The sequence below is a fragment of the Streptomyces viridiviolaceus genome, from assembly GCF_014650995.1.
Lineage (GTDB): Bacteria > Actinomycetota > Actinomycetes > Streptomycetales > Streptomycetaceae > Streptomyces > Streptomyces viridiviolaceus.
Window position 1 is genome coordinate 17,179 of the sequence record NZ_BMWA01000034.1, and the last position, 23,471, is coordinate 40,649.

The 23,471-nt window shown below is 72.5% G+C and carries 20 protein-coding genes; 7 read left to right on the plus strand and 13 right to left on the minus strand.

The features are described from left to right. Nucleotides 1-121: 121 nt before the first annotated feature. Nucleotides 122-1,021, minus strand: coding sequence for an Lrp/AsnC family transcriptional regulator (locus tag IE260_RS35330; RefSeq protein ID WP_189879471.1), 900 nt, complete (start codon nt 1,019-1,021; stop codon nt 122-124). A gap of 204 nt (nt 1,022-1,225) precedes the next feature. Between IE260_RS35330 and IE260_RS35335 the strand changes: the two genes are divergently transcribed. From IE260_RS35335 to IE260_RS35355, 5 genes are all read left to right on the plus strand, one after another. Continuing rightward, nucleotides 1,226-2,212, plus strand: a complete 987-nt coding sequence (locus tag IE260_RS35335; protein ID WP_189879473.1) for a C-terminal binding protein — start codon at nt 1,226-1,228, stop codon at nt 2,210-2,212. A 10-nt stretch (nt 2,213-2,222) separates the two neighbouring features. Beyond that, complete coding sequence (locus IE260_RS35340; RefSeq protein ID WP_189879475.1) at nt 2,223-3,005, plus strand: class II aldolase/adducin family protein; 783 nt, start codon at nt 2,223-2,225, stop codon at nt 3,003-3,005. 175 nt (nt 3,006-3,180) lie between these two features. Next, entirely contained in the window at nt 3,181-4,248 is a 1,068-nt protein-coding gene (locus IE260_RS35345) for a P1 family peptidase (protein ID WP_189879477.1), read from the plus strand. 116 nt (nt 4,249-4,364) lie between these two features. Further along, a complete protein-coding gene (locus IE260_RS35350; RefSeq protein ID WP_229881629.1) occupies nt 4,365-4,556 on the plus strand; it encodes a hypothetical protein in 192 nt (63 codons plus the stop codon). A 289-nt stretch (nt 4,557-4,845) separates the two neighbouring features. Continuing rightward, the gene (locus IE260_RS35355; protein ID WP_189879479.1) at nt 4,846-5,724 is read left to right on the plus strand and encodes an endonuclease/exonuclease/phosphatase family protein; all 879 of its coding nucleotides are present in this window, start codon (nt 4,846-4,848) and stop codon (nt 5,722-5,724) included. Nucleotides 5,725-5,829: 105 nt separating this feature from the next. Here the strand turns inward: IE260_RS35355 and IE260_RS35360 are convergent, their stop codons facing one another. Then, nucleotides 5,830-6,162 carry a putative quinol monooxygenase gene (locus IE260_RS35360; RefSeq protein ID WP_189879481.1) on the minus strand — a complete coding sequence of 111 codons (333 nt, stop codon included), beginning with the start codon at nt 6,160-6,162 and terminating at the stop codon, nt 5,830-5,832. 332 nt (nt 6,163-6,494) lie between these two features. On the opposite strand from IE260_RS35360, the gene IE260_RS35365 reads away from it, so the two are divergent. After that, nucleotides 6,495-8,015: an APC family permease gene (locus IE260_RS35365; RefSeq protein ID WP_189879483.1), complete on the plus strand. Its 1,521-nt coding sequence runs from the start codon at nt 6,495-6,497 to the stop codon at nt 8,013-8,015. Between the two features lie 36 nt (nt 8,016-8,051). Here IE260_RS35365 and IE260_RS35370 read toward each other — a convergent pair whose 3' ends face one another. Beyond that, nucleotides 8,052-9,014 (minus strand): helix-turn-helix domain-containing protein, encoded by a 963-nt coding sequence (locus IE260_RS35370; RefSeq protein WP_189879485.1) that lies wholly within the window; start codon nt 9,012-9,014, stop codon nt 8,052-8,054. Nucleotides 9,015-9,124: 110 nt separating this feature from the next. Here IE260_RS35370 and IE260_RS35375 point away from each other — a divergent pair, with 110 nt between their 5' ends. Continuing rightward, nucleotides 9,125-10,171, plus strand: a complete 1,047-nt coding sequence (locus IE260_RS35375; protein ID WP_189879487.1) for a saccharopine dehydrogenase family protein — start codon at nt 9,125-9,127, stop codon at nt 10,169-10,171. Between the two features lie 108 nt (nt 10,172-10,279). Here IE260_RS35375 and IE260_RS35380 read toward each other — a convergent pair whose 3' ends face one another. From IE260_RS35380 to IE260_RS35425, 10 genes are all read right to left on the minus strand, one after another. Continuing rightward, nucleotides 10,280-11,581: an extracellular catalytic domain type 1 short-chain-length polyhydroxyalkanoate depolymerase gene (locus tag IE260_RS35380; protein ID WP_417847135.1), complete on the minus strand. Its 1,302-nt coding sequence runs from the start codon at nt 11,579-11,581 to the stop codon at nt 10,280-10,282. Between the two features lie 558 nt (nt 11,582-12,139). Beyond that, nucleotides 12,140-13,018, minus strand: coding sequence for a DUF2889 domain-containing protein (locus IE260_RS35385; RefSeq protein WP_229881630.1), 879 nt, complete (start codon nt 13,016-13,018; stop codon nt 12,140-12,142). Between the two features lie 214 nt (nt 13,019-13,232). Beyond that, nucleotides 13,233-14,822 carry an FAD-binding protein gene (locus IE260_RS35390; RefSeq protein WP_189879491.1) on the minus strand — a complete coding sequence of 530 codons (1,590 nt, stop codon included), beginning with the start codon at nt 14,820-14,822 and terminating at the stop codon, nt 13,233-13,235. A gap of 185 nt (nt 14,823-15,007) precedes the next feature. Beyond that, nucleotides 15,008-16,621 (minus strand): FadD3 family acyl-CoA ligase, encoded by a 1,614-nt coding sequence (locus tag IE260_RS35395; RefSeq protein WP_189879493.1) that lies wholly within the window; start codon nt 16,619-16,621, stop codon nt 15,008-15,010. 393 nt (nt 16,622-17,014) lie between these two features. Further along, entirely contained in the window at nt 17,015-17,593 is a 579-nt protein-coding gene (locus tag IE260_RS35400) for a flavin reductase family protein (protein WP_189879495.1), read from the minus strand. 132 nt (nt 17,594-17,725) lie between these two features. After that, nucleotides 17,726-18,799 carry an acyl-CoA dehydrogenase family protein gene (locus tag IE260_RS35405; RefSeq protein ID WP_189879497.1) on the minus strand — a complete coding sequence of 358 codons (1,074 nt, stop codon included), beginning with the start codon at nt 18,797-18,799 and terminating at the stop codon, nt 17,726-17,728. Between the two features lie 68 nt (nt 18,800-18,867). Then, complete coding sequence (locus IE260_RS35410; protein ID WP_189879499.1) at nt 18,868-20,295, minus strand: MFS transporter; 1,428 nt, start codon at nt 20,293-20,295, stop codon at nt 18,868-18,870. A 125-nt stretch (nt 20,296-20,420) separates the two neighbouring features. Continuing rightward, complete coding sequence (locus IE260_RS35415; protein ID WP_189879500.1) at nt 20,421-21,407, minus strand: acyl-CoA dehydrogenase family protein; 987 nt, start codon at nt 21,405-21,407, stop codon at nt 20,421-20,423. Next, nucleotides 21,407-22,576 (minus strand): acyl-CoA dehydrogenase family protein, encoded by a 1,170-nt coding sequence (locus tag IE260_RS35420; RefSeq protein WP_189879502.1) that lies wholly within the window; start codon nt 22,574-22,576, stop codon nt 21,407-21,409. Before IE260_RS35420 ends, IE260_RS35415 begins: the two co-directional genes overlap by 1 nt. Continuing rightward, nucleotides 22,576-23,433, minus strand: a complete 858-nt coding sequence (locus IE260_RS35425) for an enoyl-CoA hydratase (RefSeq protein WP_189879504.1) — start codon at nt 23,431-23,433, stop codon at nt 22,576-22,578. The genes IE260_RS35420 and IE260_RS35425 overlap by 1 nt, the downstream gene beginning before the upstream one ends. Nucleotides 23,434-23,471 lie beyond the last annotated feature (38 nt).

Below are 23,471 nucleotides of genomic sequence, written 5' to 3' on the forward strand. Positions count from 1 at the left end.
CCAGAACGGCTGATTCGTTCGTGAGGACCATAGAGAACGAACGAGAGATTGGCCATAGGTTCGATCGAATGATTCTTCGGAAGTTTCCGAGCTTCTGGCTTACGGATCGTCTGTGGTGGTGTCAGTGCGGGCTGGCTCCGAGGTCGTAGCGCTCCTTGATCAGCTCCAGATGGACCCAGCTCTCCACGCCGCGCACGCCGGCGCAGGACCGCATGGCGTCGAGTGTGGCCCGCACCGAGCTCAGTGAGTCGGCGGTGATGGTGCCGACGAGCTCCGCCCGGCCGACGCAGGCGGACAGGAACGACACCTGCTCCCACGCGGCCAGCTCGCGCGCGACCGGCTCGCGCGCCCCGTCGACGCGCAGGGCGAAGCCGCACAGGAAGCCGAGTCCCAGCAGCTCGGGGCGGACCAGGGCCAGCACCTTCACGACCCCGCCGTCCAGGAGGCGCAGCGTGCGCGCGCGGGTGGCGCCGGGGGACAGGCCGACGCGGGCCGCGAGGTCGGCGAACGGCAGCCTGCCGTCCTGCTCGAGTGCGTCCAGGAGCTGCCGGTCGGTCTCGTCGAGGTCGGCGACCGTCGGCTCGCCGGCGAGCAAGTACGGGTCCTTGAGGTGCCGGGTGCTGATGAGCGGATCGACGCCGGTGACGCCGGTGACCGACCGGACCTGCTCTATCGCCCGGTCCAGCTCGTCGAAGCCGTCGGTGCGCAGTTCGGCCATGACGGCGCGCTGTCCGGCGGTGAGGGTGACGAACGGTGCCTGCGGCATCGCGGCGATCTCGCGTGCCACGGCCTCCGCGGCGCCGCCGACGTCGATGGAGAGGTGGGCGGACGCGGTGAGGCCCCGTACGGCGGGGTGGACCACGGCGACGACCCGGACGGCTCCCGAATCGAGCAGTCGCTGGACCCGCGCCCGGGTGGCCGGACGGGACAGGCCGACCCGCTGGGCCAGCGTCTCGTACGTGAGTCGGCCGTCCGCCTGCAGTTCACGGACGACGGCAAGGTCGATGTGGTCCAGGTCCACCTGGTGATCCCCTCGGTTCGGCGGCCCCGAAGTCGTCTCCTCGGGACCGATTCATTGTGGGCCAAGGGGCGACTCCCTCCCGTCGGTCCGTGACGTGGGTCACCGACCTCCGTCGCGACTTCCCCTGGACGAAACGACAGATGAATCGTAAGTTCCATTCGACTGCCGCGAACGAATCAGTCGTTCTGATCGAGAGGGGATCGGGTGCACCAGCCCGTCGCCGTTTTCACCGACACCGAGGATCTCGACCCGGAACCCGGCGCACGGCTGCTCGCCGACGCCGGTTTCGCGGTCCGGGTCGCCGGGAGCCGCGACCCGGACGTCCTCGCGGCCACCGCCGAGGATGCGGTCGCCCTGATCGTCGGGTACGCCCGCGTCGACGACGCGCTCCTGGACCGCCTGCCCCACCTGCGCATCCTCGCCACGATGTCCGCGGGCCACGACATGATCGACACGGCGGCGGCCCGCCGACGCGGGCTCTGGGTCACCAACCTCCCGGACGCCGCGACCGAGGACGTCGCCGTGCACGCGCTGGCCTCCGCGCTCTCCCTGGTCCGCGACCTGCCGAGGGCCGACTCCGTGGTCAGGACCGGCGGCTGGAACGCCGACTTCGCCGTCCCCGCAGACGGCGCCCCGTTGCCGCGCCGTGCGAGCGAACTCACCCTGGGCCTGGTCGGCCTCGGCCGCATCGCCCGGAAGCTCGCGACCCTCGCCGCTCCGGTCTTCGGCCGCGTCGCCGCTTGCGACCCGTACGCCGACCCGGCCCTGTGGCCCGAGGGCGTGGAGCGGTACGAGAGCCTCGACGCGCTCGCCGCGGCGACCGACGTGCTCTCCCTCCACCTCCCGCTGACCCCCTCGACGCACGGCCTCGTCGACGCGAAGGTGCTGGACCGGATGCGTCCCGGCAGCTTCCTCGTCAACGTCGCGCGCGGCGAACTCGTCGCCCCCGACGCCCTCGTGGACGCCGTGGACACGGGCCGGCTCGCGGGAGCGGCCCTCGACGTGTTCCCCGTCGAACCACCGCCCGCGGACGATCCGCTGCGCCACCACCCGCGCATCAGGCTCTCCCCGCACAGCGCCTACCTCACCGACGCCTCGCGCCGCGCCTACGTGTGCAAGCCCGCCGAGAACGTCATCGCCTGGCACCGCACCGGCCGCCCCCTGACCCCAGCCGTCGATCCCACCGCCTGAGGAACACCGCATGACCACGAGCGTCCCCACCACCGCCGAGCAGCCCCTCGCCGAGCAGGAACTCCGCCTCCGGCGCGAACTCGCCGCCGTCTACCGGCTCGTCGCGCACTTCCGGATGACCGATCTGATCTTCACCCACATCTCGCTGCGCCTTCCCGGCCCGGACCATCACTTCCTCATCAACCCCTACGGGCTGCTCTTCGAGGAGATCACCGCATCGAACCTGGTCAAGATCGACCTCGACGGCAACCCGGTCGACCCGACCCCGTACCAGGTCAACCCCGCCGGCTTCGTCATCCACAGCGCCATCCACGCCGCCCGCCCGGACGCCCACTGCGTGCTGCACACCCACACCAAGGCCGGCTGTGCCGTCGCCGCGCAGCGCGACGGGCTGCTGCCGCTCAACCAGATGTCGATGGAGTTCCACAACCGGGTCGGCTACCACGACTACGAGGGCGTGGCGCTCAACCTCGACGAACAGCAGCGGCTGGTCGCCGACATCGGCGACCACCCGGCCCTCATCCTGCGCAACCACGGTCTGCTGACGGTCGGCGAGAGCGCCGCGCGCGCCTTCCTGCGCATGTACTACCTGGAGAAGGCCTGCGAGATCCAGGTGACCGCCCAGTCGGGCGGTGGCCCGCTGATCGTCCCGCCCGCCGACGTCTGCGAGTACACCGCCCAGCAGCTCGCAGGCGAGGCGGAGGCCGACTTCGAGGACCTCGACGCCTACGACCTCGCCTGGGCGGCGCTGCTCCGCATGCTCGACCGGACCTGCCCCGACTACAAGGACTGACGAACCGCCCCGCGCCGGAGCCCGTGCACGTCCCGCACGACTGCACGGGCCGGGCTCGGTCACTGCTGCGGTACGGCCGGGAACAGGCCGAGCGGGCCGCCGAGTCCGGCGCCGTGTCGGTGCCCACCTGGACCCCTGCCGCTCCGTCACGGTGCCACGCGTAGCCTCCGGTCACATGGAACCCATGCCTCGCGTACAGCCCGCGGCCACCGGCCGGCCCCGCGCCCGCGACCTCGGCCTCGTCATCGGACACTTCGGTACCGGACCGCTCGACGCGATCACCGACGTCCCGGGAGTGCGCGTCGGCCACACGACCGTCCGGCGGGATCCCGAGGTACGCACCGGAGTGACCGCCATCGTGCCCGAAGCCGTCGGCCCCCGCACACCGCTGCCCGCCGGTGTCTTTGCCGGCAATGGCTACGGCAAGATCATCGGCACGACCCAGCTCTGCGAACTGGGCGTGCTGGAGACCCCGGTGCTGCTCACCTCCACCCTGTCGGCCTTCCGCGTCGCCGATGCCCTGGTCGGCTGGATGCTGGAACGGCCCGGGTGCGAAGAGGTGCAGAGCCTCAACCCGGTGGTGGGCGAGTGCAACGACGGTCTCCTGTCCGACATCCGCGCACGGCCGGTGCACGAGGAACACGTCCGGGCCGCACTCGACGGGGCGTCCGGCGGCCCGGTGGCCGAAGGCTGCGTCGGCGCCGGGACCGGCACGACCGCTCTGGGGTTCAAGGCCGGCATCGGGACCGCGTCCCGAACGCCGGACCTGGGCGGCCGACGCGTCACGGTCGGCGTCCTGGTGCAGGCGAACTTCGGTGGCACGCTGCGGGTGCTCGGCCGCGCCGTCACCCCCCGGTCGCTGGGCCTGACCGGCGCTCCGGGGCCGGCCGCCGAGACCGGCTCCTGCATGGTCGTCGTGGCCACGGACGCCCCTCTCGACGCCCGGCAGCTGACCCGTGTGGCGCGGCGTGCCGTGTTCGCCCTCGCCCGCACGGGCGCCGCCTACAGCCACGGGAGCGGCGACTACGCCGTGGCCTTCGGCACCCGCCCGCCGGCCGGCGTCCCCGTGGCGGATGCCGAGCTGAGTCCGCTGTTCGAAGCCGTCCTCGACGCGGTGGAGGAGGCAGTGCTCAACTCCCTCCTGGCCGCGACGACGACCACCGGCTTCGGCGGCCGCACCATGCCGGCCCTCCCTGCGGACCGGCTGCTCACCGCTCTGGGCAGGGACGTCGGTGCGATGTAGCTCGTCCGGAGCGAGCTGTTCCCGGTCCTGCCGTGAAGACGATGAGCGTCAGCGTCGCCGGCGCGGTGGACAGGTCGCGGGTCCACACCGCCGCCGCGAGGCCGTAGTCGGTGCGGTTGGCGATCGACGCCCCCTGGTACGACAACTACATCGTGCTCCTCTCCGGCGTCGTCGTGGTCGCCCTGGGCCTGCTGTACATGGCGGTCCACCCGGCGTACGGGCGCAGCGACGCCCCGTACGACGACGCGATCCCGGCGTCGCCGCCGGACGTGCCCGAGCGGAGGGCCGGCGAACCCTCGGGGGTGTGAGGGGCGTCCGCACCGCGGTCCTTCTCCATGATGACGGGCGTGAACCGAGAACCGCCGGCGCAGACGACAGGCCGGGCGCCGGCGGCGCGTTCCGGCGCGGATCGCGAGTGGGTGGGCCACCGCCGGAGCAGAATGCAGGGGTGCGTGAGTCGGAGTCAGGGAGGCGGTGGCCGCGCGGTGTTCCTCCCGCTGTGGGCCTTTCCATGACGGTCACCCCGATGCCGTCCACCCGGTCGCGCCGCTGTTCCCGTTCGGTGCAGGTCTCGCTTCCACCTGATCTGGAGAAGGCATGATGCCCAGTTTCCGACGTCCCCTCAGCGGCGGCCATGCGGCCGCCGTCCTCGCCGCAGCAGTGCTCGCCACGGCCGTACCGGCGCAAGCCGCGGACACCGGCGTCCCCGGCGAACAGGCCCCGCCGGTGCCGCTGCGGGTGGCGACCTACAACATCCACGCCGGGGCCGGCCAGGACGGGATCTTCGACCTCGACCGCACAGCCGAGGCCGTACGCGGTCTGCGTGCCGACGTGATCGGCCTCCAGGAGGTCGATGTCCACTGGGGTGCCCGCAGCGCTTTCGTGGACGAAGCCCGGGCGCTGGCCGAGGAGTTGGACATGCGGGTGTTCTTCGCCCCCATCTACGACCTGGACCCGGCCGCCGAGGGCGGTGAACGCCGGCAGTACGGCGTCGCGGTGCTGAGCCGCTACCCGGTGCTGGAGGCCGAGAACCACGAGATCACCAGGCTCTCCACCCAGACATCCGATCCGGTACCGGCGCCGGCGCCCGGCTTCGCCGAGGTGGTGGTCAACGTCAAGGGCTCACACGTGCACGTCTATGCCACGCACCTCGACTACCGGGCCGATCCGTCGGTTCGCGAGGCCCAGGTGGCGGACATGCTCGATGTGCTGGCCGCCGACCGGGGACCGAAGATCCTGGTCGGCGACTTCAACGCCGAGGCGACGGCCCCCGAGCTGGCGCCGCTGTGGCAGCAACTGCGGGACGCCGCCCCTGACGGCGGTGGCACGTACCCGGCGATCGACCCCGTCAAGCGCATCGACTTCGTGACCGTCTCGCCCGATGTCACCGTGGCCGGTGCCCGAACGGTGGCGACGGACGCGTCGGACCACCGTCCCGTGGTCACGGACGTGATGCTCCACAGACGCGGCCGCTGAATCGCTCGCCGCCGGGGACGGCACCCCGCAGGAGCCGTCCCCGGCGGTGGGCACCCGCCTCGGAGCTCGCCGCGCCCCGACGGGCGTCCCTCGCGAGGCGGTGCGTCACTCCTGTTCGGAGACGCTCATCTCGCCGAGCAGCGACCAGTCGTCCTGGGGTACCGTCGCGTTGACGATCCGGGGTGTCTCGGCCAGGTGGGGCGGCAGGGTCCGCTGCGCCGCCTTGAAGTGCTCGGACTGCACGTGCGCCGCCCCCGCCTCGTCGTCGCGGAAGGCCTCGACCAGCACGTACTCCGAGGTGTCCTCGACGCTGCGCGACCAGTCGAACCACAGGCAGCCCGGTTCCGCGCGCGTGGCCGCGGTGAAGTCGGCGGCGATCTCCGGCCACCGGTCGGCGTACTCGGGACGGATACGGAACTTGGCGGTGATGAAGATCATCGGTCTCCCTCATGGTTCTCTGCGCGCAGTCGGGCCGTCTGCTGTGCCGCCCGGCGGGCGGACGGTGCCACAAAGCGGATCGCACCGCCGGCCGGGAAGCACTCCGGCGGGGTGAAATCCGGCGGAACACGGTCGTGGACGTGACACATATCGGACACAGCCGACGGTGGTGATCGTAGCCGACGGGCGCAGGCGCCGACGTCGCGGGCGCGCAGGTCCTCGCCGCCCAACTCGAGGCGCCGTCAGGGACGACAACTCGTCTGCCACGCCGGGCCATTGTTCGACCACTTGTCGATTGTGGCGTGGGTCACCCCGGACGAAGCTCTCTCGCCATGGCAGAGAACCGCACCCCTGAGGTGCAGCGGCTCAAAGCGAACTCGGTCGGTCTCGTCGGCGTCGTCTTCATGGCGGTCGCGACAGCCGCACCCATCACGGCGATGACCGGGAACCTTCCCATCGCCGTCGGCTTCGGCAACGGCACCGGCGCGCCCGCCGGCTATCTCTTCGCGACGCTCGTCCTCACCGTCTTCTCCGTCGGCTACGTGGCCATGGCGAAACGGATCACCGCGGCCGGGGCCTTCTACGGCTACATCTCCCACGGTCTGGGCCGGATCGCCGGCATGGCCTCGGGGATGCTCGCCGTACTCGCGTACATCGTCTTCGAGGCGTCGATCGTCGGCGTGTTCGCCTACTTCGCGCGGACGACCGTCGCCGACCAGCTCGGGGTGGATCTGCCGTGGATCGTGTACGCGGCGGCGATGCTCGCCGTGACCGCCGTCCTCGCCCACTTCGACATCAACCTGACCGCCAAGGCGCTCGGCGTCATGCTCGTCGCCGAGATCGCGGTCCTGTTCGCCGTGGCCACCGCCGTACTCCTCTCCGGCGGCGGCCCCGACGGCATCCCGCTGGAACCGGTCGACCCGAGGAACGCCTTCACCGGCGCCTCGGCCGGCCTCGGTCTCTTCTTCGCCTTCTGGTCGTGGGTCGGTTTCGAGTCGACCGCCATGTACGGCGAGGAGTCCCGCGACCCCAAGCGCGTCATCCCCCGCGCCACGCTGGTGTCCGTCATCGGCGTCGGCCTCTTCTACATCTACGTCTCCTGGATGACCATCGCCGGAAACGGCCTGCGCGGAGTCGTCGAGGTCTCCTCCTCCGCCGCCCCGCTCGACCTCTTCTTCGACCCCACCACCGCCTTCATCGGCGCCTGGGCCGTCGACGCCTTCCAATGGCTGCTGCTCACCGGCTCGTTCGCCTGCGGCATGGCCTTCCACCAGTGCGCCTCGCGGTACCTGTACGCGATCGGACGCGAAGGATTCCTGCATCCGGCCCTCGGCCGTACGCACCGCTCGCACGGCTCCCCGTACATCGCCTCCTACGTCCAGAGCGCCATCGCCGTCGCGCTGGTCTGCGCCTTCTGGCTCACCGGCCAGGACCCGTACATCCACCTCTACACACTGCTCGCGATCCTCGGCACGATGGCGATCCTGATCGTCCAGACACTGTGCTCGTTCGCCGTGATCGGCTACTTCCGGCGGCACCACCCCGAAGACCGGCACTGGTTCCGGACCTTCACCGCACCGCTGCTCGGCGGTGTCGGCATGACCGCCGTCGTGGTGCTGCTGGTGCTCAACATGGAGACCGCGGCCGGACTCGCCGCCGACTCGGTCTTCTTCGCGGCGATCCCGTGGATCGTCGGCGCCGTCTTCTTCGGCGGAATCGGCCTCGGTCTCTACCTCAGGGCCAGGCGGCCCGAACGGTACGAGATCATCGGCCGGATCGTCCTGGAGGACGCGACCGAGCGCACCGAGGACGGGCGTCCCGCGCCGGATCCCACCGCCGTCACCCGGGACTGACCTGCTTCCGACCGGGCCGCCGGGTCGGCGGCCGCGTCACCGGTCCGGCGAGCCGAGTGGGGTGCGTGAGCGGAAGGTGCGGCGGTAGGTGTCCGGCGGCACACCGACCGTCCGGTGGAAGTGACGGCGAAGCGTCGTGGCGGTTCCCATGCCGGTCGCCTCCGCGATGCTGTCGACCGTGTCGTCGGTGGTCTCCAGCAACTCCTGCGCGTGGCGGATCCGTTGGGTGAGCAGCCACTGCAAGGGGGTGGTGCCGGTCACGGACCTGAAGTGGCGGCCCAGGTTGCGCGCGCTCATCCGCGCCCGCCGCGCCATGTCCTCCACGGTGAGCGGCTGGTCGAGCCGCTGGATCACCCACGGGAAGAGTTCGGCGAGCGGGTGGTTGTGCGGGGCGGGGACGGGGGTGGTGACGAACTGGGCCTGGCCGCCGTCCCGGTGCGGCGGCACGACCAGACGGCGGGCGAGTGCGTTGGTGATCGACGAGCCGTGGTCGAGACGGACGAGATGCAGGCACAGGTCCATGGCGGCGGCCTTGCCGGCGGAGGTGAGCACGCTGCCGTTGTCCACGTAGAGGACGTCCGGGTCCACCTGCACCCGGGGGTGACGCTCGGCCAGTTCCCGGGTGTGCGCCCAGTGGGTGGTCGCGCGCTTGCCTTCCAGCAGGCCTGCGGCGGCCAGCACGAAGGCGCCCGTGCAGAGGGAGGCCACGCGTGCGCCCGCCTCGTGGGCCGCGCGCACCGCGTCGACGAGCTCGGCCGGCGGGTCCTGGTCGATGTCGGCCCAGCCCGGGACGATCACGGTGTCGGCGCGCTGCAGGCCGTCGAGTCCGTGGTCGGGCTCCAGCCGGAAGAGGCCGGCCCGGACGGTGCTCGGTCCGCAGACCGAGAGGCGGTACCAGGAATCCGCCACGCCGGTCATGTCGGCTCCGAAGACCTCGCACGCCAGGGCGAGTTCGAAGTGCAGCATGCCGTCGGTGACGGCCAGGGCGACAGTGGTCATGTCCGGAATTGTATGGGGCATGGCGTTCCGGACAGTCGCGGTGCTGTGCCGGCCTCGGCCAGGATGTCCGTGACGGATCGCAGCGGATCATTCGAGTGCAGGGAGAAACCATGGAATCGGGCCAGACCGTGGTGGTGTTCGGCGCGTACGGGCACACCGGGCGGTTCGTGGTGGCGGAGCTGAGGGAGCGTGGGTTCCTCCCGGCCCTCTCTGGTCGCGACGCCGACAAGCTGAAGGCGCTGGCGTACGAGACCGGGTTGGAGGCCCGCCCGGCCTCGGTCGACGACCCGGACTCGCTCGACCGCGCGCTGGCAGGCGCGGCGGCCGTGATCAACTGCGCCGGGCCCTTCGCCGCGACGGCCGCACCCCTCGTCGAGGCGGCCCTGCGGGCCGGGATCCCGTATCTGGACGTGGCAGCCGAGATCGAGGCCAACGTCGACACCTTCGCGCGCTTCGCCGACCGGGCACGCGACGCGGGAGCGGTGATCGTCCCGGCGATGGCCTTCTTCGGCGGCTTCGGGGACCTGCTGGCCACCGCGGCGATGGGCGACTGGACGGCGGCCGACGAGGCGCACATCGCGTACGCACTGAGCAACTGGCACCCCACCGCCGGGACGCGCACGTCCGGCGTGGTCTCCCGGGAGCGGCGGGGCGGCCGGCGCATCCGCTACACCAACGGTCGGCTGGAGCACCGTGACGACGCCCCGCCGACCCTCAACTGGCACTTCCCCGAACCGATGGGCCCGCGGCCCGTCATCGGGGAGTTCACGATGGCCGACGTCGTGACCGTGCCCAGCCACCTGTCCATTCCCGAAGTGCGTACCTACATGACGCTCGAGGCGGCCCGGGACGTCGTGGCCCCCGACACGCCGACGCCGGCCGCGGTCGACGAGCGCGGGCGGTCCGCGCAGACCTTCCTCGTCGACGTCGTCGTGCGCTCGGGCGGCGCCGAACGGCGGGCCGTGGCCCGTGGTCAGGACATCTACGCCGTCACGGCGCCACTCGTGGTGGAAGCGGTCGACCGCATCCTCACGGGACGGACCAAGGCGGTCGGTGTCGTCTCCGCGGGAGAGATCTTCGACGCGTCCGACTTCCTCCGTGCGCTGTCCCCGCACATCACCGTGGAGCTGCGTTCCCAGCCGGCCGGCCGTCCATAGGTGCGGCATTCACGCGATCCGGTCCGTCGGGCTTCCGCCGCGATGCGCGCCGGGCCGCAGGCGCTGTGCGCGGCTCCTGCGGCCCGGCCGGTCGCGTGGGTTCCCGTCTCAGGGGCAGCTTCCGTCCGCGACGGTGAAGTGGCCGGCGGGCGATTCCTTCAGTGTGTGGGTGACGAAGGTGTTGTACAGACCCATGTTCTGCCCGGAGCCCACGGCGTAGGTGTAGCCGCCGCTGGTCGTGGCGCGTCCCGCCTGGACGTGGGCGTAGTTGGTGGCGGTCCAGCAGGTGGCCGTGGCACCGGTGGTCCGTGCGGTGACCGTGGCGGAGAGCGGGCCCGTCCTGCCGTCGGCGTCGCGGGCGGCCACGGCGTAGGTGTGGGTGGAGCCCGGGGTCAGCCCGGTGTCGGTGTACGAGGCCGAGTCGGGCGTCGCGATCCGGGTGCCGTCGCGGTGGACGGCGTAGCCGGTGGCGCCGTCGACCGGGTTCCAGCTCAGGCTGACGGTGGTGTCGGTGGTGCCGGTCGCGGCCAGGCCCGCCGGGGCGGGCAGCGGGCCGGGCTGGGGGTCGGATTCCGCCAGGCCGAAGAACCGGGTGATCCAGTAGCTGGAGCAGATCGAGTCCAGGAAGTAGGCGGCGCCGGTGCTGCCGCACTGCTGGGTGCCGCTGCCCGGATCGACCGGTGTGCCGTGCCCGATGCCCGGGACGCGGTTCACCTCGACGGCGACCGAGCCGTTCCCGGCGAGGTACTCCTCGTGCCGGGTGGAGTTCGGGCCGATGGCCGAGGTGCGCGACGGTGTCTGGGGGAGCCCGTGCAGCGCGGTCCACTGGTCCCGGAGTTCGTCGGCGTTACGGGGGACGACGGTGGTGTCCCTGTCGCCGTGCCAGACGGCCACGCGCGGCCACGGGCCGGACCATGAGGGGTGGGCGCCGCGGACCCGGTCGGCCCACTGCGCCGGGGTGAGGTCGGTACCGGGGCTCATGCACGAGTACGCACTGGCGACGTCATTGGCACAGCCGTAGGGCAGCCCGGCGACCACCGCGCCCGCCTGGAAGACGTCCGGGTAGGCGGCGAGCATCACCGACGTCATGGCGCCTCCGGCGGACAGTCCCGTGACGTAGGTCCGCCGGGGGTCCGCGCCCAGGGCGGAGACGGTGTGCGCGGCCATCTGCCGGATGGAGGCGGCCTCGCCCTGGCCTCTGCGGTTGTCACTGCTCTGGAACCAGTTGAAGCACTTGTTGAGGTTGTTCGAGGTCGTCGTCTCCGCGAACACCACCAGGAACCCGTACCGGTCGGCGAGTTCGGGCAGCCCGGAGTTGTCGGCGTAGCCCTGGGCGTTCTGCGTGCACCCGTGCAGCGCGAACACCACCGCCGGGGCCGGGGGCAGGGAAGCGGGCCGGTAGACGTACATGTTCAGCCGGCCGGGATTGGCGCCGAAGTCGCCGACCGGGGTCAGGCCGACCGCGGCGTGCGCGGCCGGCGCCGGGGCGAGCAGGGCCGCGCCGAGCACGAGGGCCACGACGGTCACCAGACGGGACAGCACAGCGCGCCACGCGAGTGCCGCCGGGCGCGGCGACGGGACGGCGGGTGGCGGCGCGGACGAGATGTGGGGCGGCGGGTTGACGGCTCCTGGCGACGGCGACGACTGCACGGCGGCTCCCTCGGCTGTTGGGGGGACCGGACCGCTCCGTCGGCGTGGAAAAGTGGGGGAGAGGTCCGGTGCCCGGCACCGTAGAGCTGGTTCAAGGCTCAACGTCATGGTCGGGGGCGCCACAGCCGGCCCGGCACGACGGGCACACGGAAGGGTTGCGCCGCCTCGTACCGTCTGCTAATCGCCGCGGCGGCGGGACCGCCCCCGAACGGACCGGCACCACACGGACCTCCGCCTGCCCGTGACCTCGTCCGCGACCTGCTCGCCGCGGTCGCGTCCGCGCCCTCGGCGTGCCGGCGCGGGCAGGACCGTAGAGGATCAGAGTGCCACGACGTCGCCGAGCGACCGCAACTGGTCGTTGAGGTGGGTGCACGTCGATGCCCCCCGGAAGTCGCTCCGCACCCTCCGGCACGCCTCGCGCAGGTCGCGTCCCACCAGCCGGCCCGCGCTGCCGGCGGCAACGGGGCACTCCGGCCAGGGCAGCACGCGTGGCACGGCGACGGCGTCGAGTACGCGCCACGTTCCCGGTGCGACCCCGGCGCGTATCTCGTACTCGTGGATGACGGTCCCGCGCCCGTCCGGGGCGAGATGGCTGTCACGGAACAGCGACTTCACCGTGATCACCTCTCCCGGCAGCACGTCGAGGCGCCGCTGCCGCCGCATGCTGTGCGGCGGCAGCGCATCGAGCCGATGCCAGGCCAGGGGGTCGTCCCCGGATTCCAGCAGGGGAGCGGCGGGGCCGGCGGCGAGAGGGAAGCGTCCCCCGTGCTCCATCTGGAACAGGACCGTCCCGCCCCGCCGGAAGCCGGCGCACACGTCCGGGACGGGCCGGTAGTCCGGGCGTCCCCCGGCGCCGCGTGCCCCCGCCGCTTGGAGGACGTGGTTGGAGACCAGCGTCGCGCCGGGCACGTCGTCGAGCAGGGCGTACAGCAGCGAGCGCGCGTCACGCTCGTGCGGGACCAGTTGGTCCAGCCGAGCCCGGAAGCCGGGACCGGCGGTCGCGCCCACCAGCGCTTCGAGGGCCGGGATCACGGGGACGGTGGTGACCTGGGTGATCCTGCGCCCGTCGAGGAACGCCACGCGCATGTCGAAGGAAGCCTCACCCAGCACGTGTCCCGACCCGTCGTGAGCCGTGCGCAGGTCGCGGGCGCGGCCGCGCAGCACGAGGTCACCGAGCACGCCGTCCGGCCGCAGCATGTCGATGCTGCTGGTACGGCGGACCGACCCCGGAACGCGTGCCGGTGTGCCGCGGGTCGGTCCGTACGTCCCAGGACGCGGGCACGGAGTCACTCCTTCCGGAGCCATCACCGCCTCCCCGTCCTGGGAAGCGGCAAGGTGTACGCGCTCTCGCCGTTCGGCGAGCGGCGCCGGTGACGACCGCCGTCCCACCGGTCATCCGGAAGGTCCGGAATCAACGGTCGGCTTCCTGCCCCGCCATGTCGGCGGCGGCTATGTGGCCGAAGACCATGGCGGAACCGATCGGTGCGCCCGGGCCCGGGTAGTGGGGGCCGGACACCGAGGCGGCGGTGTTGCCGGCCGCGTACAGGCCGGGGATCGGCAAGCCGTCCTCCCGCAGCACCCGGGCGCGGGTGTCGGTCCGTACGCCGCCCTTGGTGCCGAGGTCGCCGAGGACGATCTGCACGGCGTGGAAGGGGCCGCTCTCGATCGGTACCAGGCAGGGGTTGGCGTCCGCGGCGCCCGGCGCCCGTGTCGCGGCGTCGGCGACGAAGAAGCGGTCGTACGGGTCCTCGCCGCGGTGGAAGTCCGCGTCCACGCCCTCGGCCGCGTAACCGTTGAAGGTCCGCACGGTGCTCCCCAGCGCCTCGGCGTCGACGCCGATCTGCCGGGCGAGGCCGTCCAGCGTCTCGGCGGTGCGCCACAACCCGGCCGCCGTGAAGGCATGCCGGTCCGCGGGGACGACGGTGATGCCGGGCAGTTCACCGCCGAACCGGTCGTCGAAGACCCACCACACCGGGTTGTCGGGGGTGGTCCCGGCCTTGGCCGCGAGCATCCGGCGGCCCATCCGGTCGTACGGCAGCGACTCGTTGGCGAAGCGGCGCCCCGAGCCGTCGACGAAGATGCCGCCGCGCAGGCCGAGGGTGAAGGCGGCCGAACCGTCGGGGAAGCGCAGGGACGGGCACCACCAGGCCTGGTCGAGCAGGCCGGTGGCGGCTCCGGCCCGGGCGGCGGCGATCAGCGCGTCCCCGGTGTTGCCGCCGGGTGCGCCCATCGTCCAGTCGGCGCCGGGCAGGTCCTGCCACTCGCGTCGCAACTCGGCGTTGGCCTCGAAGCCGCCGGCGGCGAGGAGCACTCCGCGGCGGGCGCGGATCCGCAGGGTGCCGCCGTCGTGTGCGGCCTCGGCGCCGACGACACGGCCGGCCTCGGTGATCAGGCCGGTGAGGGCGGTGTGCAGGAGGGTGCGGCCGTTGCCGGTGGACTCGAGCGCCAGCAGCAGGCGTCCGATCAGGGCCCGGCCGTCGGTGAGCGGGCCGTCGGGGGCCGGCAGGCCGAGCCGGTCGGCCCAGGCCGGGGGGCGCACCGCGTCGAGCAGCGGGTGCGGGCCGCCGGGTGCGGGCAGCTCGACGGGGAAGACGCCGCGGCCGGCCTCGAAGCGGCCCGGCGCCGCGTAGTAGTCGGGGAACGGCCGGTGCTCGAAACGGACGTGCGGGTTGTCCTCGAGGAAGGTGACGGTCGCCGAGGCGCCGTCGATGTAGGCGTCCTGCAGTTCGTGCGGGGTGGCGTCCCCGACCACCGCACGGAAGTAGGTACGGCCGAGGTCGGCGGAGTCCGGCACACCGTCACGTTCCTGGGCCTGGTTGCCGGGCAGCCACAGGCAGGCACCGGCGTAGGCGGTGGTGCCGCCGAAGTGCCCGGTCTTCTCGATGACCAGGGTGTCCAGGCCACGGGCCGCCGTGCCGTACGCGCCGGTGAGCGCGCCTCCGCCGGATCCCACGACCAGGACGTCGCACTCCTGGTCCCATGTCTGATCGGTGTTCGCCATGTCGTCTCTCCGATGCGGTCGGTTGGCTGGGCGGATGCGCTGAGGGTCGTGTGCCGGGAGGGTGGCGTTGCGCGCGTGGGTGTCCTCGTGGGGGATCGGTGCTGTGCCCGTGGGCATGGCCGCAGCCGGAAGGAGAGGGGCGACTCGAGCGTCGGCACCGCTTCGGCGTCCCTCCGCCTCGGACGTCACCGCCCGTCCTTCTCCCGCGCCGCGCGCCGCAGTTCACCCTTGAGGACCTTGCCCCCGGCGTTGCGCGGCAGCTCCGGTACGAGGCGGAAGTGCCGCGGCACCTTGAAATTCGCCAGGCGTTCCCTGGTCCATGCGGTGAGGTCGGCCTGCGTGGGGCGGGCGCCCTTCTCGGGGACCACGAAGGCCACGCCGACCTCACCGAGCCGTTCGTCCGGGGCACCCACGACGGCAGCCTCGGCGATGTCCGGATGGCCGCGCAGCGTGTTCTCCACCTCCGCCGGGTACGCGTTGAAGCCTCCGACGACGTACATGTCCTTGAGACGGTCCGTGATCGACAGATGGCCGCGTTCGTCGAGCACGCCGACGTCGCCGGTGTGCAGCCAGCCGTCGGCGTCGATGGCCTGGGCGGTGGCCTCGGGGTCGTCGAGGTAGCCGAGCATGACGTGGTAGCCGCGCACGACGACCTCGCCGGGCTGCCCGGGTGGGAGGGCGCGGCCGTCCGCGTCGACGATCCGCAGTTCGGTGCCGGGCAGTGCCGGGCCGACGGTGCGGGCGAGAGTGCCGGCGTCGGCGTCGACGGGGCAGACGGAGACCACACCTGAGGACTCACTCAGCCCGTAGGCGGTGAAGACGTCCTGCGCGCCGAGGGCTCGGCGGATCTCCTCGATCAGCTCGGTGGGGATCATGGCCGCTCCCGTGCCGGCCAGGCGCAGTGTCGTCAGGTCGTACTCGGCGCGCCGGGGATGGCGGATGAGGCCGTGGAAGACGGTCGGCGGGCCCATGAGCACGCTCACCTTCTCCTCGGCCACTCGGCTCAGGACCCGGTCGGTGTCGTAGACCGGCTCGGGGAGCATGGTCGCGCCGCTCAACAGGCAGGCGAGAACGCCGGCCTTGTAGCCGAAGGTGTGGAAGAAGGGGTTGACCAGCAGGTAGCGGTCTCCGGGCCGCAGGGTGACGGTGCGCGACCAGGTGCCGAACACGCGCAGGGTCTGTCCGTGCGTGATCATCACGCCCTTGGGCCGACCCGTGGTGCCGGAGGTGTAGAGGATGTCGGACAGGTCCTGCGGACGCACGGAGGCGCTGCGGGCGGACCGCCGGCGGTCGGGCACGGCCTCGCCGGCCGCCAGGTAGGCGTCCCACGAGACGGCGTCCTCGGTCGCGTCCCCGCGCAGGACGACGATGCTGCGCAACTGTCCGAGGTCTTCACCGGAAGCCGTCAGCATCGCCACGTAGTCGGTGCCCAGGAAGCCCCGTTCGGTGAACAGCACCTGGGCACCGCTGCGTCGGACGATGTCCGCGGCTTCGGCCGCCTTGTAGCGCGTGTTCAGCGGCACCAGGACCGCCCCCACCGAGACCGCGCCCAGCGCAGCGGTGATCCACTGCCGGCTGTTCGGCGCCCAGACGGCCACTCGGTCGCCGGGCCCCAAGCCGTGGGCGACGGCAGCCCGCGCGGACGCGTGCACCTCGTCCCGCATGCGCTCGAAGCTCCACCGCACCTCACCGTCGACGAGAGCTTCCGCATCCCCGAACGCGTCGGCGGCGAAATCCACCAACTCGGCGACGGTGACGGGACCTGCCTGTTCGGGCTCTCCCCACTGGTGGCTGTTCATGCTGATCACGAGCCTCCTGAACTCTGCGGTGTGGCGCGGCACCGGCGCTGCCGTGGGCGGTATGACACATCGCCGCCGCCCGCTGTGACCATGGGGATGTCCCACCCAGTGGGAGACCCGGCCGCCCGGGCTGCCGAGCGGGGCGGCCGGCACCGGCCCCGTGTCGCGCAGGAGACGGGCAGCCGCGACGAGCGGGCCCACCGGATCACCGATGTGAGGCGCCGGTGGAGCCACCGGTTCTCAAGTACGGGGTGATGCTGCGGCCGTGGCTGGGGCGTTCGCCGGGCCCGGAGCGGGGGCGCGAGATGCCGGGCCGGCCGGCGATGCGGCGGTGGACGCCGAGGGTGCCCCTGCCGAGGAGGCGTGGGCGTCTGTCAAGTGGGCGGAGCGGTACTACGCCTCGGAGCGGGACCCGGCCGACGCGATGCCGGCCGACCTGGACGAGCCGGAGCGCAGGCGGCCGTAGGTGCGGCGGAAGTAGAGCAGCGGGTCGGCCGTGCGGGGGCGGTCCGCCGCGGCGAGCGCGGTGACCCGGCCCAGGGCGATCAGGTGGTCGCCGCCGGGCAGTGTGCCCGCCGGGTCGCACTCGATCGTCGCGAGCGCGCCGTCGAGCAGGGGCGCGCCGTTCGTCCCGGGGTGCCAGTCGACTCCGGCGAACTTGTCCCCGCCGGTCACGGCGAACTGCCGGCACAACCGCTGCTGGTCGGCCGCGAGGAGGTTGACGGCGAAGCGTCCGGCCGCACGGATCTTCGGCCAGGTGGTCGAGGTGTGCGCGGGGCAGAAGCACACCAGGGGCGGGTCCAGGGACACCGAGGAGAACGACTGGACGGCCATCCCCGCCGGCCGTCCGTCGGGCTGGATGGCGGTGATGACCGCGACGCCGGTGCAGAAGCTGCCGAGCACCTCCCGCATGGTCGCGTCGTCGACCTGCGCGGCTCGCAGGGGAGCGGTCCGGGGAGTGAGGGTGGACATGCTCTCTCCATATTTCTGATAGGAATATTTCTAATAGGAATACTCTGATCGGCCGGGCCCGTACGTCAAGGGCCCCACCCCGCCGGCGGCAGCCCCGGGAGGGGCTGCTGCTCCTCCCCGGGCTGCGCCCGATCAGGCCGCGATCAGGCCCAGGCCGGCGGCCAGTCGGCTTCGGTGCCACGCCGGCGGGCCGAAGAGCCGGCCCGAGCCGTGCGCGCGCTTGAAGTAGCGGTGGGCATCGTGCTCCCAGGTGATGCCGATGCCGCCGTGCAGCTGGATCATCTCGCCCGCCACCGTCGAAAAGGCCTCCGAGCAGGCGGACTTGGCGACGGCCGCCGAGCGGCTCAGCTCCGGTGAGCCCTCGTCGGCGGCGAAGGCCGCGCCCAGCGCGGCCGAGCGCGCGGCCTCCACCAGCACGTACGCGTCCGCGAGCCGGTGTTTCACCGCCTGGAAGGAGCCGATGGCCCGGCCGAACTGGACGCGGTCCTTGGCGTAGGCGACCGTGAGCTCCAGGCAGCGCTCCGCCGCGCCGACCTGCTCGGCGGCGAGCGCCGCGCAGGCCAGGTCCAGCACGTGCCGCAGTACCCGGCCGCCGTCGCCCTCCACGCCGATGAGCCGGCCCTCGGCGCCCGAGAGCACCACCCGCGCCTGCGCCCGCGTGACGTCCATCGTGACCGCCGCTTCGCGGCGCGCTCCCGAGTCCTCCACGGCCACGTGGAAGAGGGAGACCCCGGTTCCCGTGCGGGCCGCCACCAGCAGCACGTCGGCCTCGGCCCCGTTCAGCACGTGTTCCTTCGTCCCGGTGATCCGCCAGGTCCCGCCCGGGCCCAGGGCGGCTTCGGCCCGGATCGCCGCCGGGTCCCAGGAACCCTGCTCGGCCCACGCCAGGGTCCCCACCGCACTGCCCTCGGCCAGTTGCGGGAGCAGGCGCGCGCACGCCGCCCTGTCGCCCGAGGCGAGCAGCGCCTGCACCGTGAGCACCGCGGAGCCGAGACAGGGCACCGGGCTCAGCTCCCGCCCCAACTCCTCCATCACGACGTGGACTTCCCGGGCTCCGCAGCCCGCGCCGCCGTACTCCTCGGGTACGGCGAGTCCCGCGACGCCGATCTGTTCGGTCAGGGGCCGCCAGGCTCCCGCGCCCTCGTGGCGTCCGAGCAGCGACCGTACGGCAGATCGCAGTTCTTCCTGTTCCTCCGTCAGCCTCACTCGTCTGCTCCTTTCTGTCCGGCGCGCCGCAGTGCGCCCTTGGGGGGTCAGGCTCCTTCTGCCATGCGTCAGGCGCTGTCGGAGGCGGCGCCGCTCAGCGGGGACGACCGGCCGGGGAGTGCGGCGGAGCCTTCGTCCGTCAGATCCCGGCCGCGTGTTTCGGTGATGCGCCAGATGGCCAGCGCGGTCACGAGCCCGCAGACGATGACCAGACCCGAGAGGGGGGCGCTGCGCATGCCGCCCGAGGCGGAGAGCAGACTGCTGGCGATCAGCGGGGTGAACCCGCTGCCGATCAGCGCGGCCAACTGGTAGCCCATGGACGCCCCGGTGTAGCGGACCTCGGTGCCGAACATCTCGGACAGCAGCGGCCCCAGCGGCGCGTACATGGCGGACTGCAGCAGCTGGCCGAGGAGTATGCCGAGGATGAGCAGGGTGGGCGACTTCGCGTCGATGAGGGCGAACATGGGGAAGGCGAGCAGCACGATGCCCACGGCTCCGCTCAGCACGACCGTCCGGCGTCCGACGCGGTCGGACAGCGCCGAGAAGAGCGGAATCGTCACCAGGCCCAGGACCGAGGCGGCGATGAGGCCGTTCATCACTTCCGAGGTGGCGTACCCGATGCCCGTGGCGTAGGTGAGGATGAAGATGCTGATCATCCCGGTCAGGGCGAAGGGCCCGATACCGACGGCGCACGCGAGGACCAGGGCCCGGGGCCTGCGCAGCACCTGCGCGAGCGGAATGCGGGACGGACCGCCCGCCTCCCGCTCCTTCTGTGCCGCGAGAGCCCGCTGGAACAGCGGGCTCTCACTGATGCTGATCCGCACGTACAGGCCGATGCCCAGCAGCAGCGCGCTGAACAGGAACGGGATGCGCCAGCCCCAGTCCATGAACTGCTCCCGGGGCAGGAGCGTGGTCGCGGTGACCGCGACCGTGGACAGGAGGAAACCGATCGGCGATCCCATCTGCATGACACCGTTCCACAGGCCGCGGCGCCGCGCGTCGGCGTGCTCGACGACCATCAGCGTCGCGCCGCCCCACTCACCGCCGATGGCGATGCCCTGGACGACGCGGAAGAGGACCAGGAGGGCGGGGGCCGCGATGCCGATCGTGTCGTACGTGGGCAGCAACCCGATCAGGAAGCTCGCCGCCCCCATGAGGACCATGGTGAGGACGAGCATCCTCTTACGGCCGAGCCGGTCTCCGAAGTGGCCGAAGACGGCCCCGCCGACGGGCCGCGCGACATAGCCGGCGGCCAGCGTTCCGAACGCGGCGATCGTGCCGACCGTGGGATTCGACTCGGGGAAGAACAAGGGGCCGAAGACGAGCGCGGCCATCGTGCCGTAGAGCAGGAAGTCGTAGTACTCGATGACGGTGCCGAGCAGGCTCGACAGTGCCACCTTGCGCAGCAGGGCCGGGCTCGCGGCCGTGGAGGCGCTCCGGGGCGTCTCCGGCTTCTTCGGTCTCCCGGGCTTCTGCGGGGACGGTGCGGCGGACATGGCTGACTCCCTCGAGCGGTAGGGACGTTGGGGAGGAACGAGCGGTGATGTGCCGTGCGGGTGCCCGACGGCAGCTCTCCCGGGCGGGGTGGTCCCGGGGAGGGCGGCGGTGGGGAGGGGTGGGATCAGACGGCGAGGACGCGCGCGCGGCAGGCGGCCGGCGTGCCCCAGGCGGACCGCAGCGCGCGGGCCTTGCGGATCCACAGGGAGAGGTCGAACTCGTCGGTGTAGCCGAGGGCACCGTGGAGGTGCAGGGCCGTTCGGGCCGCGGTGTACGTGGCTTCGCACGCGGACACCTTCGCGGCCGCGATCTCCCGGCCGGCGCCCGGATCCGCCGACGCCAGCGCAAGGGCCGCGGCATGAACCAGGGGCTGGGCGAACTCCAGGGCGATCAACACGTCGGCCAGGCGGTGCTTGACGGCCTGGAACGATCCGATGGCCACCCCGAACTGGGTGCGTTGTCCGACGTATTCGACCGTCCGCGCCAGCAGCGTACGGCCCAGCCCGAGGGCCTGGGCGGCTGTGGCCAGCGCCGCGACGTCGGCGGCGTGCGCGGCCGCGGCCGTCACACCGGCCCCGTGCGCCAGGACGGTTCCGCCGAGCGGCCGGGCCAGCCGGCGTGCCGGGTCGGCGGACTGCTGGAGGGGACCGGCCGTCGCCGCCAGGCGTACGGTGTCGTCGTCCACGACGAAGACCGCGTCGGCGGCGTCGGCGTCCAGGGCGTAGGGGCTGTCGGGGGAGAGCGGGCAGAGGGTGGCGACGGTCTTGCCGGAGGCGATGCCGGGCAACCAGGCGGCGGCCGCCTCGTCGCCCACGCGGTCGAGGAAGGCCGCCGCGGCCACCGTCTCCACGAGCGGACCCGGTACGGCGTGGCGCCCCAGTTCCGTGAAGGCGACGGCGAGTTCGACCGGCAGCGGACCCAGCCCGTCGTGCCGTTCCGGTACGGCGAGGGCGAAGACCCCGGCCTCGGCGAGCCGGGACCAGAGCGCGCGGCCGGGCGCGGTGTCCCCGGCGGCCCACGCCCGGACGACCGCGGGGGTGTCGGCCGCCGCCAGCATTGCGTCCAGCGAGCGGGCGAACTCCCGCTGTTCGTCGTCGAGGAGGAACCGCATCACCGACGTCCCTTCGGCAGACCGAGCAGGCGCTCGGCGATGATGTCGCGCTGGATCTCGTTGGTGCCGGCGTAGACGGGCCCGGCGAGCGAGAAGGTGTATCCCTCGGCCCAACTCCCGTGGGCGGGAGCCTCCTCGGCCTCGTCGGACAGTTCGCCGTACGGGCCGAGCAGGTCTAGGGCCGTCTCGTGGAGGGCGATGTCCAGCTCGGACCAGAAGACCTTGTTGAGGCTCGACTCGGCGCCGATCGATCCTCCCGCGGCGATGCGCGAGGCGCCCGCGTAGGTGAAGAGCCGGTACGCGCGGGCGCCGATGACCGCGTCGGCGACCCGGTCGCGCAGGGCGGTGTCGTCAGGATCCGCGCCGGACCGCCACAGCGTGGTCAGACGGTCGGCGGCCGCCGTGAAGCGCCCCGGGCTGCGCAGTGTCAGCCCGCGCTCGTTCCCCGCCGTGCTCATCGCGACCCGCCAGCCCTGGCCCGGCTCGCCGATCACGTCCTCGTCGGGTACGAAGACGTCGTCGAGGAACAGTTCCGCGAACGCGGGCTTGCCGTCGAGGCGGCCGATCGGCCGTACGGTCACACCGTCCGCGCGCAGCGGGAACATGAGGTAGGTGAGGCCGTGGTGCGGTCTGTCGGCGTCGGGGTCGCTGCGGAAGAGGCCGAACGCGCGGTCGGCGAAGGCCGCCCGGGACGACCAGGTCTTCTGGCCGCTCAACCGCCAGCCGCCGTCGGTCCGTACGGCCGTGGAGCGCAGCGACGCCAGGTCGGAGCCCGACTCCGGCTCCGACCACGCCTGGGCCCAGATCACCTCGCCGCTCGCCATGGGGGGGAGGACGCGGGCGCGTTGCTCCGGCGTACCGTGCTCGAAGAGGGTGGGGGCGAGGAGATTGATGCCGTTCTGGCTGACCCGGCCGGGCGCGCCGGCCGCGTAGTACTCCTCCTCGAAGATCAGCCACTGGAGGATCGAGACCCCTCGGCCGCCGTACTCCTCGGGCCAGGAGACCACCGACCAGCGGTCCGCGAACAGCGTGCGCTCCCAGTCGCGGTGGGCGGCGAAGCCCCGGGCGGTCTCCAGGGAGGGCAAGGGGGCGGCGGGGACGTGGGCGGCGAGCCACTCGCGGGCCTCGGCGCGGAACGCGTCCTCCGCCGCCGTGAAGTCGAGATCCATCAGGCACCCGCCTCCTTCATCGCGCGGATGTCCATCCCGCCGAGCGAGTCCCGCGCCGTCTCCGCGTTGTGCGCGTGCGCCAGGTGGTGCAGTCCGAAGACGGAGTCCATCCCGGTGTGCAGGCCCTGCAGATCCTCGGCCTGGTTGACGGCACGCTTGGTCAGCGCCAGCCCCAGGCGGGGCATCTCGGCCACCCGGGCGGCCAGTTCCATCGTCCGGTCGGACAGTTCCGCTCGCGGCACCACCCGGTTGACCATGCCGACCTCGTACGCGCGCTGGGCGCTCATCCGGTCGCCGGTGAACAGGAACTCCTTCGCCACGCGAGGCGGCATCACCCACGGGTGGGCGAAGTACTCCACGCCCGGGATCCCCATGCGCACCACGGGGTCCGCGAAGAACGCGTCCTCGGAGGCAACGATCAGATCGCAGACCCAGGCGAGCATCAGGCCGCCCGCGACGCAGGCGCCCTGCACCGAGGCGATCACCGGCTTCGGCAGCCCGCGCCAGCGGCGGCACATGCCCAGGTAGACCTCGGACTCGCGGGCGAAGCGGCTCTCCGCCCCCTCCTTGTCCGAGTGGTCCCACCAGAGCCCTGCCTTGCGGTCGAACGGCAGGTGGGCGTCCCGCTCCGGGGTGCCGATGTCGTGGCCGGCGGAGAAGTGCTTCCCCGCTCCGGCGAGGACGACGACCTTGACCTCGTCGTCGTCGGCCGCGCGGTAGAAGGCCCGGTCCAGGGCGTACGTCATCGCGGAGTTCTGGGCGTTGCGGTAGTCGGGCCGGTCCATGGTGACCACGGCGACGGGGCCGCGGCGTTCGTAGCGGACAGGCGATGTGGGCGCGGTGTGGGCAGCTGACATGCGCCCCTCCTTCCCTAACAAGTGTTTGGTAGGTTAGC

What these genes read in the sequence shown, in the direction of transcription:
- IE260_RS35345 (WP_189879477.1), top strand. Translation starts at nt 3,181, where the DNA reads ATGGAACCCATGCCTCGCGTACAGCCCGCGGCCACCGGCCGGCCCCGC.
- IE260_RS35370 (WP_189879485.1), bottom strand. Translation starts at nt 9,014, where the DNA reads ATGACCACTGTCGCCCTGGCCGTCACCGACGGCATGCTGCACTTCGAA.
- IE260_RS35390 (WP_189879491.1), bottom strand. Translation starts at nt 14,822, where the DNA reads ATGGCGAACACCGATCAGACATGGGACCAGGAGTGCGACGTCCTGGTC.
- IE260_RS35365 (WP_189879483.1), top strand. Translation starts at nt 6,495, where the DNA reads ATGGCAGAGAACCGCACCCCTGAGGTGCAGCGGCTCAAAGCGAACTCG.
- IE260_RS35415 (WP_189879500.1), bottom strand. Translation starts at nt 21,407, where the DNA reads ATGCGGTTCCTCCTCGACGACGAACAGCGGGAGTTCGCCCGCTCGCTG.
- IE260_RS35360 (WP_189879481.1), bottom strand. Translation starts at nt 6,162, where the DNA reads ATGATCTTCATCACCGCCAAGTTCCGTATCCGTCCCGAGTACGCCGAC.
- IE260_RS35395 (WP_189879493.1), bottom strand. Translation starts at nt 16,621, where the DNA reads ATGAACAGCCACCAGTGGGGAGAGCCCGAACAGGCAGGTCCCGTCACC.
- IE260_RS35425 (WP_189879504.1), bottom strand. Translation starts at nt 23,433, where the DNA reads ATGTCAGCTGCCCACACCGCGCCCACATCGCCTGTCCGCTACGAACGC.
- IE260_RS35410 (WP_189879499.1), bottom strand. Translation starts at nt 20,295, where the DNA reads ATGTCCGCCGCACCGTCCCCGCAGAAGCCCGGGAGACCGAAGAAGCCG.
- IE260_RS35375 (WP_189879487.1), top strand. Translation starts at nt 9,125, where the DNA reads ATGGAATCGGGCCAGACCGTGGTGGTGTTCGGCGCGTACGGGCACACC.
- IE260_RS35380 (WP_417847135.1), bottom strand. Translation starts at nt 11,581, where the DNA reads ATGTACGTCTACCGGCCCGCTTCCCTGCCCCCGGCCCCGGCGGTGGTG.
- IE260_RS35385 (WP_229881630.1), bottom strand. Translation starts at nt 13,018, where the DNA reads ATGCTGCGGCCGGACGGCGTGCTCGGTGACCTCGTGCTGCGCGGCCGC.
- IE260_RS35340 (WP_189879475.1), top strand. Translation starts at nt 2,223, where the DNA reads ATGACCACGAGCGTCCCCACCACCGCCGAGCAGCCCCTCGCCGAGCAG.
- IE260_RS35355 (WP_189879479.1), top strand. Translation starts at nt 4,846, where the DNA reads ATGATGCCCAGTTTCCGACGTCCCCTCAGCGGCGGCCATGCGGCCGCC.
- IE260_RS35400 (WP_189879495.1), bottom strand. Translation starts at nt 17,593, where the DNA reads ATGTCCACCCTCACTCCCCGGACCGCTCCCCTGCGAGCCGCGCAGGTC.
- IE260_RS35420 (WP_189879502.1), bottom strand. Translation starts at nt 22,576, where the DNA reads ATGGATCTCGACTTCACGGCGGCGGAGGACGCGTTCCGCGCCGAGGCC.